The sequence below is a fragment of the Alcanivorax profundi genome, assembly GCF_003597125.1.
Lineage (GTDB): Bacteria > Pseudomonadota > Gammaproteobacteria > Pseudomonadales > Alcanivoracaceae > Alcanivorax > Alcanivorax profundi.
On the sequence record NZ_QYYA01000003.1, the window covers coordinates 409,222 to 424,699 of the forward strand.

12 protein-coding genes are annotated in these 15,478 nt (G+C 58.3%); 7 read left to right on the forward strand and 5 right to left on the reverse strand.

Annotated elements, in window-relative coordinates:
• Nucleotides 1-341 precede the first annotated feature (341 nt).
• Entirely contained in the window at nt 342-1,346 is a 1,005-nt protein-coding gene (locus D4A39_RS11800) for a porin (protein WP_022985079.1), read from the forward strand.
• Nucleotides 1,347-1,737: 391 nt separating this feature from the next.
• Complete coding sequence (locus D4A39_RS11805; RefSeq protein ID WP_119918164.1) at nt 1,738-2,106, forward strand: REP-associated tyrosine transposase; 369 nt, start codon at nt 1,738-1,740, stop codon at nt 2,104-2,106.
• Between the two features lie 101 nt (nt 2,107-2,207).
• Here the strand turns inward: D4A39_RS11805 and D4A39_RS11810 are convergent, their stop codons facing one another.
• The 5 genes from D4A39_RS11810 to D4A39_RS11830 all read right to left on the reverse strand — a co-directional run bounded on the left by D4A39_RS11810 (nt 2,208) and on the right by D4A39_RS11830 (nt 8,668).
• Nucleotides 2,208-3,413, reverse strand: a complete 1,206-nt coding sequence (locus D4A39_RS11810) for an acyl-CoA dehydrogenase family protein (protein ID WP_022985077.1) — start codon at nt 3,411-3,413, stop codon at nt 2,208-2,210.
• 14 nt (nt 3,414-3,427) lie between these two features.
• Nucleotides 3,428-4,735 (reverse strand): acyl-CoA dehydrogenase family protein, encoded by a 1,308-nt coding sequence (locus D4A39_RS11815; RefSeq protein ID WP_022985076.1) that lies wholly within the window; start codon nt 4,733-4,735, stop codon nt 3,428-3,430.
• Nucleotides 4,736-5,060: 325 nt separating this feature from the next.
• Nucleotides 5,061-7,385, reverse strand: coding sequence for a fatty acid cis/trans isomerase (locus D4A39_RS11820; RefSeq protein ID WP_022985075.1), 2,325 nt, complete (start codon nt 7,383-7,385; stop codon nt 5,061-5,063).
• Between the two features lie 164 nt (nt 7,386-7,549).
• Complete coding sequence (locus D4A39_RS11825; RefSeq protein WP_031226307.1) at nt 7,550-8,002, reverse strand: DUF3429 domain-containing protein; 453 nt, start codon at nt 8,000-8,002, stop codon at nt 7,550-7,552.
• Nucleotides 8,003-8,170: 168 nt separating this feature from the next.
• The gene (locus D4A39_RS11830; protein ID WP_022985073.1) at nt 8,171-8,668 is read right to left on the reverse strand and encodes a DUF1643 domain-containing protein; all 498 of its coding nucleotides are present in this window, start codon (nt 8,666-8,668) and stop codon (nt 8,171-8,173) included.
• Between the two features lie 57 nt (nt 8,669-8,725).
• Here D4A39_RS11830 and D4A39_RS11835 point away from each other — a divergent pair, with 57 nt between their 5' ends.
• The 5 genes from D4A39_RS11835 to D4A39_RS11855 all read left to right on the forward strand — a co-directional run bounded on the left by D4A39_RS11835 (nt 8,726) and on the right by D4A39_RS11855 (nt 15,476).
• Nucleotides 8,726-9,442 carry a nitroreductase gene (locus tag D4A39_RS11835; protein ID WP_119918165.1) on the forward strand — a complete coding sequence of 239 codons (717 nt, stop codon included), beginning with the start codon at nt 8,726-8,728 and terminating at the stop codon, nt 9,440-9,442.
• Between the two features lie 133 nt (nt 9,443-9,575).
• Entirely contained in the window at nt 9,576-11,825 is a 2,250-nt protein-coding gene (locus tag D4A39_RS11840; protein WP_119918166.1) for a molybdopterin-dependent oxidoreductase, read from the forward strand.
• A gap of 111 nt (nt 11,826-11,936) precedes the next feature.
• Entirely contained in the window at nt 11,937-12,467 is a 531-nt protein-coding gene (locus D4A39_RS11845; RefSeq protein ID WP_119918167.1) for a lipocalin family protein, read from the forward strand.
• Between the two features lie 504 nt (nt 12,468-12,971).
• Complete coding sequence (locus tag D4A39_RS11850) at nt 12,972-14,324, forward strand: capsule assembly Wzi family protein (RefSeq protein WP_233552471.1); 1,353 nt, start codon at nt 12,972-12,974, stop codon at nt 14,322-14,324.
• Between the two features lie 24 nt (nt 14,325-14,348).
• On the forward strand, nt 14,349-15,476 hold the full coding sequence (locus D4A39_RS11855) for a polysaccharide export protein (RefSeq protein ID WP_119918248.1): 1,128 nt from the start codon (nt 14,349-14,351) through the stop codon (nt 15,474-15,476).
• The last annotated feature ends 2 nt before the right edge of the window (nt 15,477-15,478 follow it).

The window sequence follows — 15,478 nt, forward strand, 5'->3', positions numbered from 1 at the left end:
TCTCCGTTCTTCTCTATAGGAAGCTGGCGTGCATAGCGATGCATTGCGGTGCCGGTGGGGTTGTGCTGGTTGGGCTTTCGCGGCGGAACCTCCGCGCCTGCAGTGGCTTCGATGACAGGGAAGGGGAAATCCTCCCGCGTGCGAAAGCCCGTTTCCTCATGCAAAACCCTGCCTAGCCCCGCAAAGTTCCCGGTGAAATAAAAACTTCACATAAGAGCAACTTTTCCGTCACTACCTCTCCCCATACTGCCCTCCCAAGCAGAAAGCGATGCTTAAAAACAGGGCATCAGCATTGGCTGGTCCCTGCTTATTACATATTGCCTGATTGAAGGAGTGTTGGAATGAAGAAGAATTTGCTTGCGATCGCTGTTGGGGCTGCCGTTGCCATGCCGGGCGTTGTACTGGCTGACGGTCCGACCGTTTACGGTAAAGTCAACGTATCCCTCGAGAACACTGAATTCGACGATGGTGTTAACCCGAGCGAAGATCAGTGGGAACTGAACAGCAACGCTTCCCGCCTGGGTGTTAAAGGTGATTTCGATCTGGACGTAGCTGGCCTGAAAGCCATCTACCAGGCTGAGTTCGAAATCAGCGTTGACGACGGTGACAAGAGCGGTCAAACCTTCACCCAGCGTAACATCTTTGGTGGTCTGAAAGGCGGCTTCGGTACTCTGATGGCGGGTAAGTTCGACACCCCCACCAAGAAAGCCCAGGGCAAGATCGACCAGTTCAACGATATCGGCGGTGATATCAAGAACGTACTGTCCGGTGAAAACCGTGCATCCAACATCATCCAGTACAGCACTCCGAAACTGGCTGACATGCTGACCCTGAACGCTGCCTTCATCCCTGCTGAGGGTGATGATCTGGACGGCGACGGCGAAGGCGAAACTGGCCTGGCTGACACCATCTCCGTGTCTCTGGTCGCTGAAAAAGACATGTTCTACGGTGCGGTTTCTCACGACGCCGACATGGAAGACGAGCTGGTATCTGACGAGACTGGCGGCAGCGCTACCATCGACATCACTCGCGCCGTGGTCGGTCTGAAGCCGGGCAACCTGGAACTGGGTTTCCTGTACCAGATGGCTGAAGAAACCGAAGCGGATGGCGAAGAAACCTCTGCCATCGTCAGCGCCGCGTTCAAGATTGATCGCGTCAAGCTGAAAGCCCAGTACGGCATGACCGACGGTGACGTATCTGACGAAGAAGTTACCCAGATCAGCCTGGGTGCGGACTACAAACTGGCCAAAGCCAGCAAAGTCTACGCTTACGGTACCCAGCTCGACTTCGATCTGGCTGACGAAGAAGAGACCATCTTCGGTATCGGTATGGAACACAAGTTCTAAAATAATAAGGCCGGGGTTCACCCCGGCCACGATTTCCTCGACGCAAGTGACAGCTGCCCGCCTTTTGGCGGGCTTTTTTTGTTCCGCAGACAGGGGCGATTCGTCCGAGCGACGAGAGCAACGGTGGTGGAATGGGCCAGGAGCTTGCCGATATGGCGATGCGACGTTCAAGGGGGGCGCGATCATGCTCCACCCCAATAGGCAATCACTCTGCCTTGCACGGGTGGCCGGCTTACATCAAGGGACTGTTTGCACCCACAGCATTTCTATCTAATGGCTGATTCCCCGGCCCGATCTGCCGCCCCATTCTTGGCGGATGGACAATACACACCATCGATCACGGCGTCCTGCCGGGTGCTATTCCCCGGCTGGCCAGCCATACCTGATCACGATGACGACCCGCCAGCACCATGCCTTTTTCCACGATCATGGCATCGCGAAACGAGCCTGCAGCGTCATGCATGAGATGGATTCGATGGGCGCAAGCCATACCTGGTGCTTTGTGATCATGCCAGATCATTGTCACTGGATGTTGACGCTCAAGGGGAATGCTTCGTTGTCGCAAACGGTGCGGATGTTCAAGGGCAAGAGCTCACGCCTGGCGGGGTTATCGCTGTGGCAGCGGGGGTTCCATGAGCGAGCCCTGCGTCGGGATGAAGACCTTCTGCCTACAGCACGCTATGTGATTGCCAACCCGTTGCGCACGGGCTTGGTCAGTCGGCTGGGGGATTACCCGTATTGGGATGCGGTCTGGTTGTAGCTTCGGGAATCGCCGTGCAGGCATGGCGATAAGCTGCGGGATCAAGATTGCCAGCCATAAAAAACGCCGCACAAGGCGGCGTTTTTTAAACCGGGGCAGGGTTACTTCAGCTCTTTCGAACTCAACCCCAGTACCCGACGGGCGATGACCAGTTGCTGGATTTGCTGGGTGCCTTCGAAGATGTCCAGAATCTTCGAATCGCGGGCCCATTTCTCCAGCAGTTCGTCTTCGGTGTAGCCCAGGCTGCCTGCCAGTTCCACACACCGCAGGGTGATGGCATTACCTACCCGGCCGGCCTTGGCTTTGGAGATCGAGGCTTCCAGGGTGTTGGCCTTCTTGTTGTCGGCCATCCAGGCGGCTTTCACAGCCAGCCAGTAGGCGGCTTCCCACTCCGCTTCCATCTTGTAGATTTCCGCCTCGATGGCCGAGCAGTTGTCTACCGGTTTGCTGAAATCGTACTGCATGTGATCTTTCAGCAGTTCCTTGATGCGCTCCAGAGAGGCCTTGGCGCAACCAATCGCCATGGCCGCGACCAGCGGGCGGGTGTTGTCGAAGGTTTCCATTACCCCGGCAAACCCTTTCTTGGTATCGATTTCCGGGCTGCCGAGGAGGTTCTCTGCCGGCACCCGGCAGTCGATAAAGTTGATCGCGGCGGTATCTGAGGCGCGGATGCCCAGTTTCTTTTCCAGCCGTGCCAGTTCCATGCCGGGTGTGCCCCAGTCCACCACGAAGGACTTGATAGCGGCACGACCCAGCTTAGGATCCAGGCTGGCCCATACCACCACGCAATCTGCGCGTTGACCGGAGGTGACGTAAATCTTTTCCCCATTGAGAACGTAGTGATCACCATCCTTTTTGGCGGTGGTGCGGATGGCTGCAGAGTCAGAACCACAGCTGGGCTCGGTAATGGCCATGGCGGCCCACTTGCCCTTGAACCGTTCGAGTTGTTCGTCATTGGCCACGGCGGCAATGGCCGCGTTACCCAGGCCCTGGCGGGGCATGGCGAGCAGGAAGCCGGTATCGCCGTAGCACATTTCCATGGCGCCCAGGCAGACGCCCATATTGGAACCATTCTTGACGCTGCCGTCGTCCTGAACCTTGCCGCTACCGGTAGTGGCGGCACCGGCTGAATTGGCCGGGTCACCCTCGTTGAAGCCATCCAGCACCGATGCCAGCATGTCCAGCTCTTTCGGGTACTCGTGCTCGCCACGGTCGTACTTGCGGGACAGCGGGCGGAGGGTGCTTTGCGCCACCTGATAGGCGTTGTTGATCAGGGGTTTGAACTTCTTGGGAATCTCGATATTCATGTGATGAACCCTCCTTACAGGTGCAGGCCGCCAAAGGCGACACCGATGGCACGCAGATCCCGATACCAGCGTTCAACCGGGTACTCATGGGTAAAGCCATGGCCTCCGAGCAGCTGTACGCCGTCGGTGCCGATCTTCATGGCCTTGTCCTTTACCAGGGTGCGCGCCAGGTGGGCTTCCCGCTGGAACGACTTACCCTGTTCCGCGCGGCAAACGGCGCGGTAGGTCAGCATGCGCATGGCATCCAGTTCGATGGCCATGTCGGCGATCATAAAGGCTACGGCCTGGCGGTGGCTGATGGGCTCACCGAACGCTGTGCGCTCATTACAGTAGGGCCCAACATAGTCCAGCACTGACTGGCAGGTACCAATGGCCAGCGAACACCAGGCAAGGGTGCCCAGGTCTACAAAGGCGCGATAATCAAAATCGCCATTGCCCAGACGGTTTTCCGCCGCCACCCGGACGTTATCCAGTGTCAGTGGACGTTGGGCACTGGCGCGAATACCCATGGCGGGGTCGTCGCCCACGGTAAGGCCTTCGCTGCCACCCTCGATGATGAACACGGCGGGGCCGTCTTCGGCCTGGGCCGCGACTAGAAACAGTTCGGCTTCAGCAGCAAGCGGAACCAGGGATTTCTCTCCGTTGAGCACGTAGCTGTCGCCGTCCTTGCGGGCGCGGGTCTGCAGCGCCATGGGGTCGAACAGTGGGCGCGGTTCGCACACGGCGATGGTGGCCTTGGGCGGGTTTTCTTCCGCGAAGGTGCTCAGGTATTTGTCCTGTTGCAGGGCGCTTCCCCATTGGGTCAGGGCATTGGCGACGCTCATTGGAGCCAGAATGGCGACGGCCTGCCCCATGTCCCCGTGGGCCAGATCTTCGGCGATCAGCATGGAGGTGACAGTGGAGCGCTCACTGGCGGCCCCCCCCAGAGATTCCGGCACGGCAAAGAAATTCAGCCCCAGTTCCTGGGCCTGGGCCAGCACTTCATCACTGGTTTTCTGGGCCGCATCGGCCTGTTCCGCTTGCTCGCGCAGCACGTCGGAGGCAAAGCCCTGAACGCTGTCGCGGATCATCTGCTGCTCGTCGGTGATACCGAGGTCAAACAGGTCTTTGGTGTGGCCGGGGGCGTTCAGGCGCTCCGGCTTGCTGCCGGGCTTGCTGGACTTGAAGGTACGAGCGGTGGTGGTGATTACCTGAAAGCCGCCTTTGGTAAGCGTGTATGCCAGGCGCTCGACACTCTTGCGCATGCCCAGCTTGTCCAGTACGTCGGAACTGGCCAGACGGTTAAGCGCGGTGAGCGCGTAACCTACTGCATCTTTTGCCATGAGAAGTAGCCTCGTTGTTTTTTTCGATTGCATTCGATTATGAAGCGGGTGGGTGCAGTCACATTGACCAATGTGACCAATCAGTCTGGCCAGCAGGCAACCGGGGTGGCGCTGTGGGCCTAGCCATGGGCAAGGGGAAAGGGTATGGCGGTGCGTTTTGTCAGGAGATGTGTTGGGTGTGGACGACGCCCGGACGCTATCCGCCCCGGCGCGAGTTATCCCCCTGCGCTTTGTGGGAGCGATCGTTCGACCGCGATTGCTCTTGCTCTTCAATCGCGGTGGAACCACCGCTCCCACAAGGAGGGGAGGGTGGTGCTTACTTCGGTTACAGGTTCATGTAGCGGTTCATGTCCAGCACGGCCGCCTGGGTGGGCTCATTGGCTTCCATATAGCGGGTGAGGGCGTGGAAGTACTCCCAGAACCTGGGGTGGGTGCGGCGCACGCCGAAACGGGTGACCAGATCGGTGAAGTCATCTCCGTCCTCCACGGCATTCATCTGTTTGACGAAATCGTCGACGTCTTCAGTGCGCAGGTTGAACATGAAATTGGGGTAGCTGGTCAGTACACCCGGGTAGAGCGTGATGGTGTCCAGCTCGGGCTGGTAACGCATGTCTTCATTCATCATGAAGGCCACATTGCTGTGGGCGCGGTTGCGGAACAGGGTATACACCTCTTGTGCCCCGTCGTGGTGCTCGACCCGCACCATGGTCACTTCCGGCAGGTAGTCGATGGCTTTCAGGTTGGCGGCGCGGCGTGAGGCCAGCTGACTGAGTGCAGAATCTGCGTCCTGTTTCCAGGCGGCAACATCAGGCCGTTGGCAGTGTTCGCTGTCACAGCGGTTGATCGGGTCCGGGCGGGCGTTGATGTGCTGGAAGCGTTTGACCAGTTCATCATTGAATTCGTTGACCGGGGTGCTGGTCTTGAACTCGATACCCGTCGGGTTCTGGGTGTCGATAGAGGCATAGCTGATTTTCATGCGTAGCTTGCCACCATCCTGATACCAGTTATCGATCACGGGTTGGCGGGTTTCTTTCGGGAAATAGCGCAGTATGTTCTGTTCCGCACCGTTGCGGATCAGATCGAAGTACAGACGGGTTTGTGCCTGATGGGACACTGAGCCAAAGACATTGAAGTTCACCACCAGCTGGTAATAAGTGCGCTCGAACAGCGGGTAGTCCATCACCCAGGTAGTCAGCGGATAATCGCCCACCAATCCCTTGCGCACGGAGGCATTGTCGTGGTTACGGAGGATGGTCAGCAGCGCATTGGTGTTATGGCCATCGCCATCCCAGATACTTTCCCAGGTGGGCCCGCCCGGCTCATATTCGCCGTAGCCTTCCTTGCGCAGTCTCAGGTAGTCGTTGCGTTTGCCGCGGTATTTGAGCCACTTCGGACCCAGGGCCAGCAGGTCATCGTTCTGCCCTGGCAGGCCAAGCAGCCCGCTTACCCTGGCCCGGTATTCCGCGTTGGTGACATACAGATCGTGATCGGGGTCCTGGAATACCGCCCAGAACTGATCGCGAATCACATCGGTGGCGACTTGCCCACGGCATACGGGACCGCGGATAAAGGTGCGCACGAAGTATTCGGCGTTATCCAGCATGAATTGATATCGCGCACGTGCAGGGATGGCATCAAAGGTAATAAAAGGGTTGGCACGGTTTTCGTAGCTATAGCCGGGCAGTGTGTCGACACTCCAGTCGTCGCCCAGGAACAACTGCCGGGTACGGGCAAGTTTTTCCGGGTTCAGAGCGAAGGTGATGTGGGTCTTGTGGACCAGGGTCCCTTTCACCGGGGTCAGACGATACCAAAATTTTTCCGGCGGCAGGTCGTTGGGACGTACTGTGCCGATGGGCTGAACCGGCTCGCCAGGAGGGGTGCTGGAGCGGTAGACCCGGAAAAAGTGCTCCGGTCGGGTGGGGCTGTCTTCTTCACCAAAATACAGATGGGCAAGATACAGGTGCTCGTAGAGCCAGCGGGCAACCAGTTGGTGACGTTTGTCTTTCTGGTTTAACAGGGTTTCCCAGCTCTCAATTTGCTGCGTTTCATGGGCACTCAGAGTGAGGGTTTGAGGCTCCATGGGCGCCCCCTGGTGCATCCAGTCTTTCAGAGTATTGAATTCATCGTCGGTAAGGCCGGTTACCGCCAGGGGCATGCCTTCCATAGGCCGGTCGTCGGCATAGTCATCAAAGTCATCCGGGTTCGGGCAGGTGTTTTCCCGGGCCAGGCCGAGCTGGATATCGTCGGGGAGTTTGTGATTGGCCTTGAATTCGTGTTGTTGGCCGAGTTCCAGCATTTTGTAGAGCAGGGAGCCTTTCATTCCCCAGGCGCTATCCACGACTGAGTAGAACCCCTTGTCACGCCATTCAACGGTACTTTGCGCATCAATAAAAAGACGCGTCGGGTCTACACTTTCGGTGCGTCCGCCGTTGTACACCGGCTGCTTGCTGGCGCCTCGATCCAGGCCTTCCATGGTTTCAAGCTTCAGCTGGCAGGGCGCATCGTAGCAGCCATGGCAAGCGAGGCATTTGTTATCAAAAATGGGTTTGATGTCTTGCTGGTAACTGACGCTGCCGTTGGCAGCGAAGGACAGAGCAGGGGTAAAGAGCAAGCCGGTTAGGAAAGTAAAGAACAGCCGTGTCGATCGCATCGCGGTGGGTCTCCCTGGGCATTTGTTCCAGTCTAGCCGGGCCGTTATGCGGTTGCTATGTATCGATGCTAAAGAGGGTAAAAGGTGACCCGCATTGTCTGGGACAAGAGGAAAATGTCTGCTGCCAACCTGCCCGAACCGCGGCGGCAACGCACAGCTCGGGATTAAAACATCGGTAACATCACGGCGGCCCAGCCGACCAACATTGCCAGCACGGCGCCTGCCGTGAGCTGATTGCGCAGCTTTTGATACCAGTCGGGGAGTTCATCGCTGAACAACATTTGCTCGGTTCCCCAAACAAAGGTGAGCCCTGCACATAGCATGGGGAGTCCCATTTCCTTGGGTAACACCAATCCCGCCCAACCAAGAAACGCTACCAACACCCCGAATAGTTGAGTCGGGAACTGGTTGCTGCTGCTGAACTGGCCCAGCACACGCCCCCAGTGAATGGCACCCGCAAATGTCAGGGAAATAGCCGCATAGGCCACCAGGGCCGTCAACGACATATCCCTCCATGCGGGTATCCAGGCCAACATGGCGAGGAGGTACATGGGGCCAAGGCTCACCAAGGTGAGAGTGCGAGTGCGGCGAATGTTGTCAGCGCGGGTATCAGCCACGGTCGTTCCTTTAAAATTGTCCACTTCTGATTATCCCCGGTCTGGGTGAAGGTTAGGGCAAGACCTTTCGTTCGCTTCCGACAGGGCAGGCCATTCCGGCAGTGGTCTTGAGCGGGCCACTACGGCCTCGCTGAGGCACTGGCGCCAGGTCGGGTGGGGAGCGCGTGGTTACCGGGGATAACCGTCCCAGGGTGAGGCGGTCAGGTGTTTGGGGAGGTAGAGGGGGTGGGCCGGATCGCCGGAGCGGTTGATGCGGATGGCATGCAGATTCTCCAGCTGCCGCGCCACGCTGTGCGCTCTGTCCATGTGGTGGCCCAGGTTGCCCCACGCGGCAACGACGAGATCAGCGTCCCGAGCCAGTTTTCGCAGCCATCGGTCATTTTGCGGTCCCACTGGCTCCGGGGCGGCAAACAGGTCGTTGGGGTAGGTGGCGCGGTAGGCAAACAGGTTGGCCACGCACAGGCCGGCATAGCCCCAATCGCGTGCAAAGCCCATGCAGCGGCGGATCGTAGGGTCATCCTGGCGGTGGTCGGCTGTCGAAGGGTTGAGGCCGATCAGCAGCATGAAATCATCGCCTTCGCCCCACTGACGCCACAAGGCATAACGGTATTGGCGGCACCGGGAAAAATTGGCTCGGCGTTGCAGGTTGGCGTCGTGATGGGTCATGGCCGGGTATTGTAGGGATTTGGCATAGTCGTGCCACTGTCTCCCGAGGAGTATCCCATGGAATTCAAGGACGTCATGGCCCAGCGTCACAGCGTGCGAGCCTTTACCGATCAACCGGTCAGTGACGAATTGCTGAATGAACTGCTGGCCACGGCCACGTCGTCTCCCAGCTGGTCCAACACCCAGCCGTATCAGATTGCGGTTGCCAAAGGCGCGGTGCTGGAAGACTTGCGTGAACGGTTGCCGCCCATGTTTGATGACCTGGTGAGTCTGGCGCGGGGCTCGAAGTTCAAGCAGCTCAAAGCCATGGTGACCAAGGATGGCGTGCCAGACGGGGATTTCCGCCCGATCACCGATTACCCCAAGGATCTGCAGCCACGCCGCAATGCCACCGGGCAGCAACTGTATGAACTGATCGGCATTGAGCGCGGCGACAAGATGGGCCGTCACCTGCAGATGCGGGAAAACTTTCGCTTCTTCAATGCGCCGGTCGCGCTGTTCATCTTTGTTCACGAGGGGCTGGACGTCTACAGCCCGCTAGACGCAGGGATCTTCCTGCAAAGCTTGATGCTGGCGGCTACCGATGCAGGCCTGGGCACCTGTGCCCAGGGCGCGCTGGCGATCTGGCGGTCACCGCTGGAAAAACATTTCAGCATCCCGGAAAACTACAAGCTGCTGTGCGGCTTATCGCTGGGCTACGAAGCGGATGAGACCATCAACCGTTTCAAACCCCAGCGCCAGCCTTTGCAGGCGCTGCTAGTCCCGGAACGGTAGTCAGCCCTCTGGCAGAGGTGGGGGGAGCGCTATTCCCGCTGCATGAGCGGAACGCCGTCATGGCATCCCCCTTGCAACTCTGTTATCAAAAGGGGCACGGTTTTCCCAGCTATCGCCAGGAACGAGGTCACGGATGAAACAGACGCACTACCACACCTGCAACCTTTGCGAAGCCATGTGCGGTATCGAAATCGATCACATGGGCGATGAAATTCTGGCGATTCGCGGTGACAGCGCCGACCCCCTGAGCCGTGGCCATATCTGCCCCAAAGGGGTGGCCCTGCAGGATCTGCACAACGACCCGGACCGCCTGCGTCACCCGGTCAAACGCACCAAGGACGGATGGGTGCCGATCAGCTGGGATGAAGCGCTGGACGAAACCGCCCGTCGCCTGCACGACATTCAGGCACGCCATGGCAAGAACAGTGTGGGCATGTACCTAGGGAACCCCACTGCCCATAATCACGGTGCCTTATTCACCCTGTTGCCGCTGATTAACGCCCTCGGCACCCGCCAGCGTTACAGCGCCACCTCTGCCGACCAGCTGCCCCACCAGCTTGCCACCTGGCAGCTGTTCGGGCACCAGGCCCTGTTTCCCATTCCGGATATCGACCGTACCGACTACTTCATGGTGATTGGCGGCAATCCCATGGCCTCCAATGGCTCCATTATGACCGTGCCGGACATTCGCGGGCGCTTGAAGTCCCTGCAGGAGCGGGGCGGTAAGCTGGTGGTGGTGGACCCCCGCCGTACCGAGACCGCGCGTCTTGCCGATGAGCATGACTTCATTCGACCGGGCTCGGATGTCTATCTGTTGCTGGCGCTGTTGCAGGTCATGTTCGAAGAGCTGCTGGTCGCGCCGGGGCGGCTCACCGATTTTCTCGACGGGCAGGGGACGCTGGCGCGGCTGGTAGAGAACTGGACCCCCGAAAAAGTGGCAGAGGCCACCGGCATGACGGCCGACCGGATTCGCAAACTGGCCCGGGATATCGCCACGGCCCCCCGGGCTGCGATCTACTCCCGTGTCGGGCTGACTACCAGTGCCCACAGCACGCTCAGTGCCTGGCTGGTGTATGTCATCAATATTGTGACCGGCAATCTGGATCGTGAGGGTGGGGTGATGTTCACCAAACCCGCTTTCGATATTGTGGCCTTCGGTGCCCTTGGCGGTGAAACCGGGAGCTTTGACCGCTACCGCAGCCGTGTACACGGTTACCCGGAATTTGGCGGCGAGTTTCCCGTGACCACCCTGGCCGATGAAATGCTCAGCCCGGGTACCGGGCAGATCAAGGCGTTCATCAGCCATGCCGGCAACCCGGTACTGTCTTGCCCGGACGGCAACAAGATGGACAAGGCCCTGTCCGGGTTGGAGTTCATGGTCAGCATCGATCTGTACATCAACGAAACCACCCGCCATGCGGACATCATCTTGCCGCCCACGGGGCAGCTGGAGCATGCCCAGTTCGACCCGATTTTCCAGGCTGTGGCGGTCCGCAATGTGGTCAAATTCAGCGAGCCGCTGGTGGAAAAACCGGAAGGCAGCCTGCACGACTGGGAAATCCTGTTGGGCCTGGCTACCCGGCTTGGCCGTCTCAAGGCAGAAACACGCCGGGAACGCTTCCAGGTGGAGGCCACCGATCGTTTCATGCGCAAGCTCACCGACAGGGGCATCGTCGACCTGGGGTTGCGCCTGGGGCCCTATGGCACTGGCGGACGCAGCATGGCCATTCTGAAGCGGGCTGGGCTGCGTAGCCTGCCGAAACTGGCCTGGAAAGTCCTGCGTGGCAAGCACAAGGGGCTGACCCTGAAAAAAGTACTCGCCCAGCCCCATGGTATTGATCTGGGGCCACTTCAACGCGCCCTGCCTGGGCGGCTCTACACGCGCAGCCAGCGCATTAATCTGGTCCCGCCGTTGTATTTCCGTGCTCTCCAGGGGCTGCCGGTTCCCAAACCCCCGAAAGCGGACGAGATGCTGATGATCGGCCGCCGCCATGTCCGCAGCAACAACTCCTGGCTGCACAACAGTCAGCGGCTGGTGAAAGGCAAAAGCCGCTGCAATATCCTGATTCACCCTCAGGATGCCGAACGACTGGGGGTGGCAGACGGCGACGACCTGACCCTGCGCAGCGAGGTCGGCAGCATTACCCTGCCTGCCTGGGTGAGCGACGACATCATGCCCGGTGTGATCAGTATTCCGCATGGCTGGGGGCATGATCGCAAAGGGGTGCAAATGGATGTGGCCCGCCGGGCCGGAGGCGCCAGTATCAACGATGTGGTCGGCACGACCCGCGTCGAGGCGGTTACTGCTATGGCTCAGCTGAATGGAATCCCTGTTCAGGTCGAAGCCGCCAGCGCTGCCGTCCCTGAAAAAGCGGCAGGATAGCGATCGCGACTTCCCGCTGATGCCATGTAATGGCGTTCAATGACGGGGTCGTGTCTTCACCTCGCCTTGCCAGCACATGTCGCACTCTTGAGCCAACACTGGAGTTTTGTAATGCGTTGGATACTCATCATTGCGAGTCTGTTTATGCTGCAAGCCTGCCAATCTGTCCCTGAAGATCCGGTGCAAGCCGCGTCTCCCTTTGATCTCGACCGGTTTATGGGCGACTGGTACGTCATCGCCAACATTCCCACCTTGCCCGAAAAAGGGGCCTACAATGCCATGGAAAGCTACCAGCGCGTGGGCCCCAACAAAGTGGCCACCGTGTTTACGTTCAACAAGAACGGCTTCGACGGTGAGTTCAAGCGCATGACGCCTACCGGCTTTGTCAGCCCGGACAACCCTGCGATCTGGGGGATGCGGTTCATCTGGCCCTTCAAGGCCGATTTTCGGGTGCTGTACGTGGACGAGCAATACCACTACACCGTTATCGGTCGCCAGAAGCGGGACTACCTGTGGATCATGGCGCGCCAGCCACACATCAGCGATGACAAGCTGGAGGCGTTGAAAGCTGTGGCGGTGCAGCAGGGCTACAGTCTGAAAGAATTGAACCTGGTCCCCCAGCAGCCGCTGGACGCGCGCTGACTTCCGCCCTACTGCGAGCAAACCGTCTCCCCCGGGACCCTTGCGCAAGAGCGGGATCCTGCGGAGTGGGGCGGGGCCGCACCAAGTCTGTTTTGTCTTTCTGACTCCCTCTCTTTGCCATCCCCCGTCAGCGATGTCCTCTGGCTTTTTACATGTCTGTCTCCTTTTTGAGCAATTCCTCGCCTGTTAGGGCAATTTTGTTACCCAATCGGTTGCAAATCGTTCGCATTACAGTAAACAAACTGTAAAATGCCGCGAATTGTCATATAGATGACAAAAAAATCCGCGCATAATGCGCCCCTTGTCATGCCACAGTCAGGATAGGACGTCCGTGTGAGAGTGCCCCGCCGTGTAAGTTACTGGATAGCCAGCATATTGCTCTCTGGCGTTTCATCCGCCTATGGCGCCACTCCATGGGTTCCTGTTGGTGACTTGGCCGCACGCCATCACATTGAAGCATTGCAGACGCTAGGTTGCCTTAAAGCGCCAACGTTGAGTTGGCCAATGACCTGGGCTGCGGTGCAGCGAGCGCTCCAGCTGAGCCGTCAACAGTTGTCTGATGCCGAGATTCAGGCCTGCGAGGCCAGTTACCACTACCAATATCTGCAGGCCGGAGAACAACGCGCCCGGAGTATGTCCCGTGGTGTCTCTCTCACGCTGGGGGGCGCCAACCAGGAGCCGCTGTTTACCGCGTTTGCCACCCAGCCTGAAGAGACTTTCACGGGCCAGGCGGCGCTGTATGCGACAGGTCAGCATTGGTCCGGTCGACTGGCTGTCAGCTATGCCGATGGTGATCGTGACGATCAGAACCTGCGCTTCGATGACTCTTATATCGCTGGTGTAATGGGCAACTGGCAACTGGGGGCTGGTGCCATTGACCGGTGGTGGGGACCTGGCTGGCAAAGTTCTCTTGCCCTTTCCAATAATGCTCGTCCTGTGCCAGGGGTCTGGCTTTCGCGCCACATGCTGACCGCCCCGGAAAGCCGGTGGCTCAGTTGGGTGGGGCCTTGGGATTTGCAGTTGATTGCCGGCCAGCTGGAACATGACCGTGCTGTTCCTGATGCCAAAGTGCTGGGTGCGCGTTTCGTATTTCAGCCGCTGGATTCACTGCAGATTGGACTGTCGCGCTTGGCGCAATGGGGGGGAGAAGGGCGACCGCAGGATTTGGGGGCCTTTTGGGATGCGTTTATCGGCAAAGATAATGGCGAAAGCAGCGGCTTTGATGACGATGATGATCCCAGCAACCAGATTGCCGGGTTCGATTTTCGAGTATCGGTGACTCCCTGGGGCGTTCCCGTCGGACTGTATGGCCAGTTCATGGGGGAAGATGAAGCAGGGGGGTTGCCGTCCAAGCTCTCTTCGCTGGCGGGCTTCGATCTTCTGTCCACAATTGGAAAAGGATCGCAGCGCTGGTTCCTGGAAGCCACCGAAACCGTGGCAGGAAGTTGGTTCAGTGACCGCCGTTTCAACACAATGTACGAGCATAGTACCTATAAAAGCGGCTTCCGGAACCATGGCCGGAACATGGCCAGTACCTGGGAAGGAGATGCCCGAGCGGTAACGCTTGGCATACAACAATATTTTCGCAGCAATGTTACCGTCGCCCTGCATTTGACCCAGGCCACCCTCAACCAGGAGGGGGTGATTCGTGCTGAGGTACCAGAGGATGGCAGTCAAATCCTGCAATCTCTCGAAGAGCAGGATGTGACAGTGGCAGAATTTCGAATCGGCCACCCCTTGTTGGGCGGTAACCTGAACTGGCTGTTTTCCGTAAGCGATGACCCCATTGTGACTCCTTTTGAAGAGCGCGAACGCTGGACTGCAGGAGCGCAATGGACCCGGTATTTCGCCTGGTAATTGATGGATATCATGAAGGCTTCAATGAACGCATTGGTTAAAATTTTTCTGGCATTAGGCGTCGCTTTCATCGCGGGCTGTACTGTGGTGCCCGGCGCTTACCACTCGCCGACCCCGGGCTGGTTTCTGGACGAAGACGAAATTGCGGAAGGCGAGCCGCTTCCGGATGTGGTGAAAGTTCATGCTATCGGCACGGCCATTCTCAAGCGGGAGCGTATACATCCGGTCGACAAAGGCGTGCCGGATGAAATTAACCTTTCTGACGATCAGTACGATTATCAGGTTGGCCCCGGTGATGTGCTGCAGATCACTGTCTGGGACCACCCGGAGCTGACCATCCCTGCAGGCTCTCTGCGTAGCTCGGAAGAATCCGGTAACTGGGTCCACAACGACGGCACCATCTTTTACCCCTATGTGGGCATCATCAACGTGGAAGGTCTCAAAGTCACTGAGATCCGTGACATGATCACGGATCGCCTGTCCCGTTATATCGAAAAGCCCCAGGTGGATGTTTCCGTAGCGGCGTTCCGGCACAAGCGGATCTATGTCACTGGAGAAGTCGATGAGCCGGGCTTGTATCCGGTCACCAATGTGCCTACCCGACTGATCGATGCTATCGGCGAGGCTGGTGGACTGACGCAATCGGCAGACTGGAGCAGCGTGGTACTGACCCGCAACGGCAAGGATTATCGACTATCGCTACGCGATATCTATCAATACGGCAATACAAGCCAGAACATACTGTTACAGCCCAACGACGTGATCAATGTCAACCCGGTTACCGATGCCAAAGTGTTTGTGTTGGGGGAAGTAGGCAAGGCATCAAGCCTGCAAATGGGGCGCAATGGACTGACTCTGGCAGAAGCCTTGGCAGAAAATGGTGGTTTGGATCAACGCCAGTCTGATGCCTCGGGGGTCTTCGTTTTCCGTAAGGCCCAACCCGATGCTGAGCACGGTATCGACATTTATCAGCTAAATGCCAAGGATGCTGCGGCTCTGGTATTGGCTGACAGTTTTCGCCTTCAAGAACGTGACATTGTTTATGTGACAGCAGCACCCCTGGCAAAGTGGAATCGGGTGCTTAGCCTGATCCTGCCGTCAGTAAGTGCTCTTTTCCTTGGTGCTCGAACAGAAGAATCTTTGGCGGATTAACA

Bases quoted from the DNA above. Each gene is read 5' to 3' on its own strand.
- D4A39_RS11800 (WP_022985079.1), top strand. From the start codon at position 342: ATGAAGAAGAATTTGCTTGCGATCGCTGTTGGGGCTGCCGTTGCCATG.
- D4A39_RS11805 (WP_119918164.1), top strand. From the start codon at position 1,738: ATGACGACCCGCCAGCACCATGCCTTTTTCCACGATCATGGCATCGCG.
- D4A39_RS11810 (WP_022985077.1), bottom strand. From the start codon at position 3,413: ATGAATATCGAGATTCCCAAGAAGTTCAAACCCCTGATCAACAACGCC.
- D4A39_RS11815 (WP_022985076.1), bottom strand. From the start codon at position 4,735: ATGGCAAAAGATGCAGTAGGTTACGCGCTCACCGCGCTTAACCGTCTG.
- D4A39_RS11820 (WP_022985075.1), bottom strand. From the start codon at position 7,385: ATGCGATCGACACGGCTGTTCTTTACTTTCCTAACCGGCTTGCTCTTT.
- D4A39_RS11830 (WP_022985073.1), bottom strand. From the start codon at position 8,668: ATGACCCATCACGACGCCAACCTGCAACGCCGAGCCAATTTTTCCCGG.
- D4A39_RS11835 (WP_119918165.1), top strand. From the start codon at position 8,726: ATGGAATTCAAGGACGTCATGGCCCAGCGTCACAGCGTGCGAGCCTTT.
- D4A39_RS11840 (WP_119918166.1), top strand. From the start codon at position 9,576: ATGAAACAGACGCACTACCACACCTGCAACCTTTGCGAAGCCATGTGC.
- D4A39_RS11845 (WP_119918167.1), top strand. From the start codon at position 11,937: ATGCGTTGGATACTCATCATTGCGAGTCTGTTTATGCTGCAAGCCTGC.
- D4A39_RS11850 (WP_233552471.1), top strand. From the start codon at position 12,972: ATGACCTGGGCTGCGGTGCAGCGAGCGCTCCAGCTGAGCCGTCAACAG.
- D4A39_RS11855 (WP_119918248.1), top strand. From the start codon at position 14,349: ATGAACGCATTGGTTAAAATTTTTCTGGCATTAGGCGTCGCTTTCATC.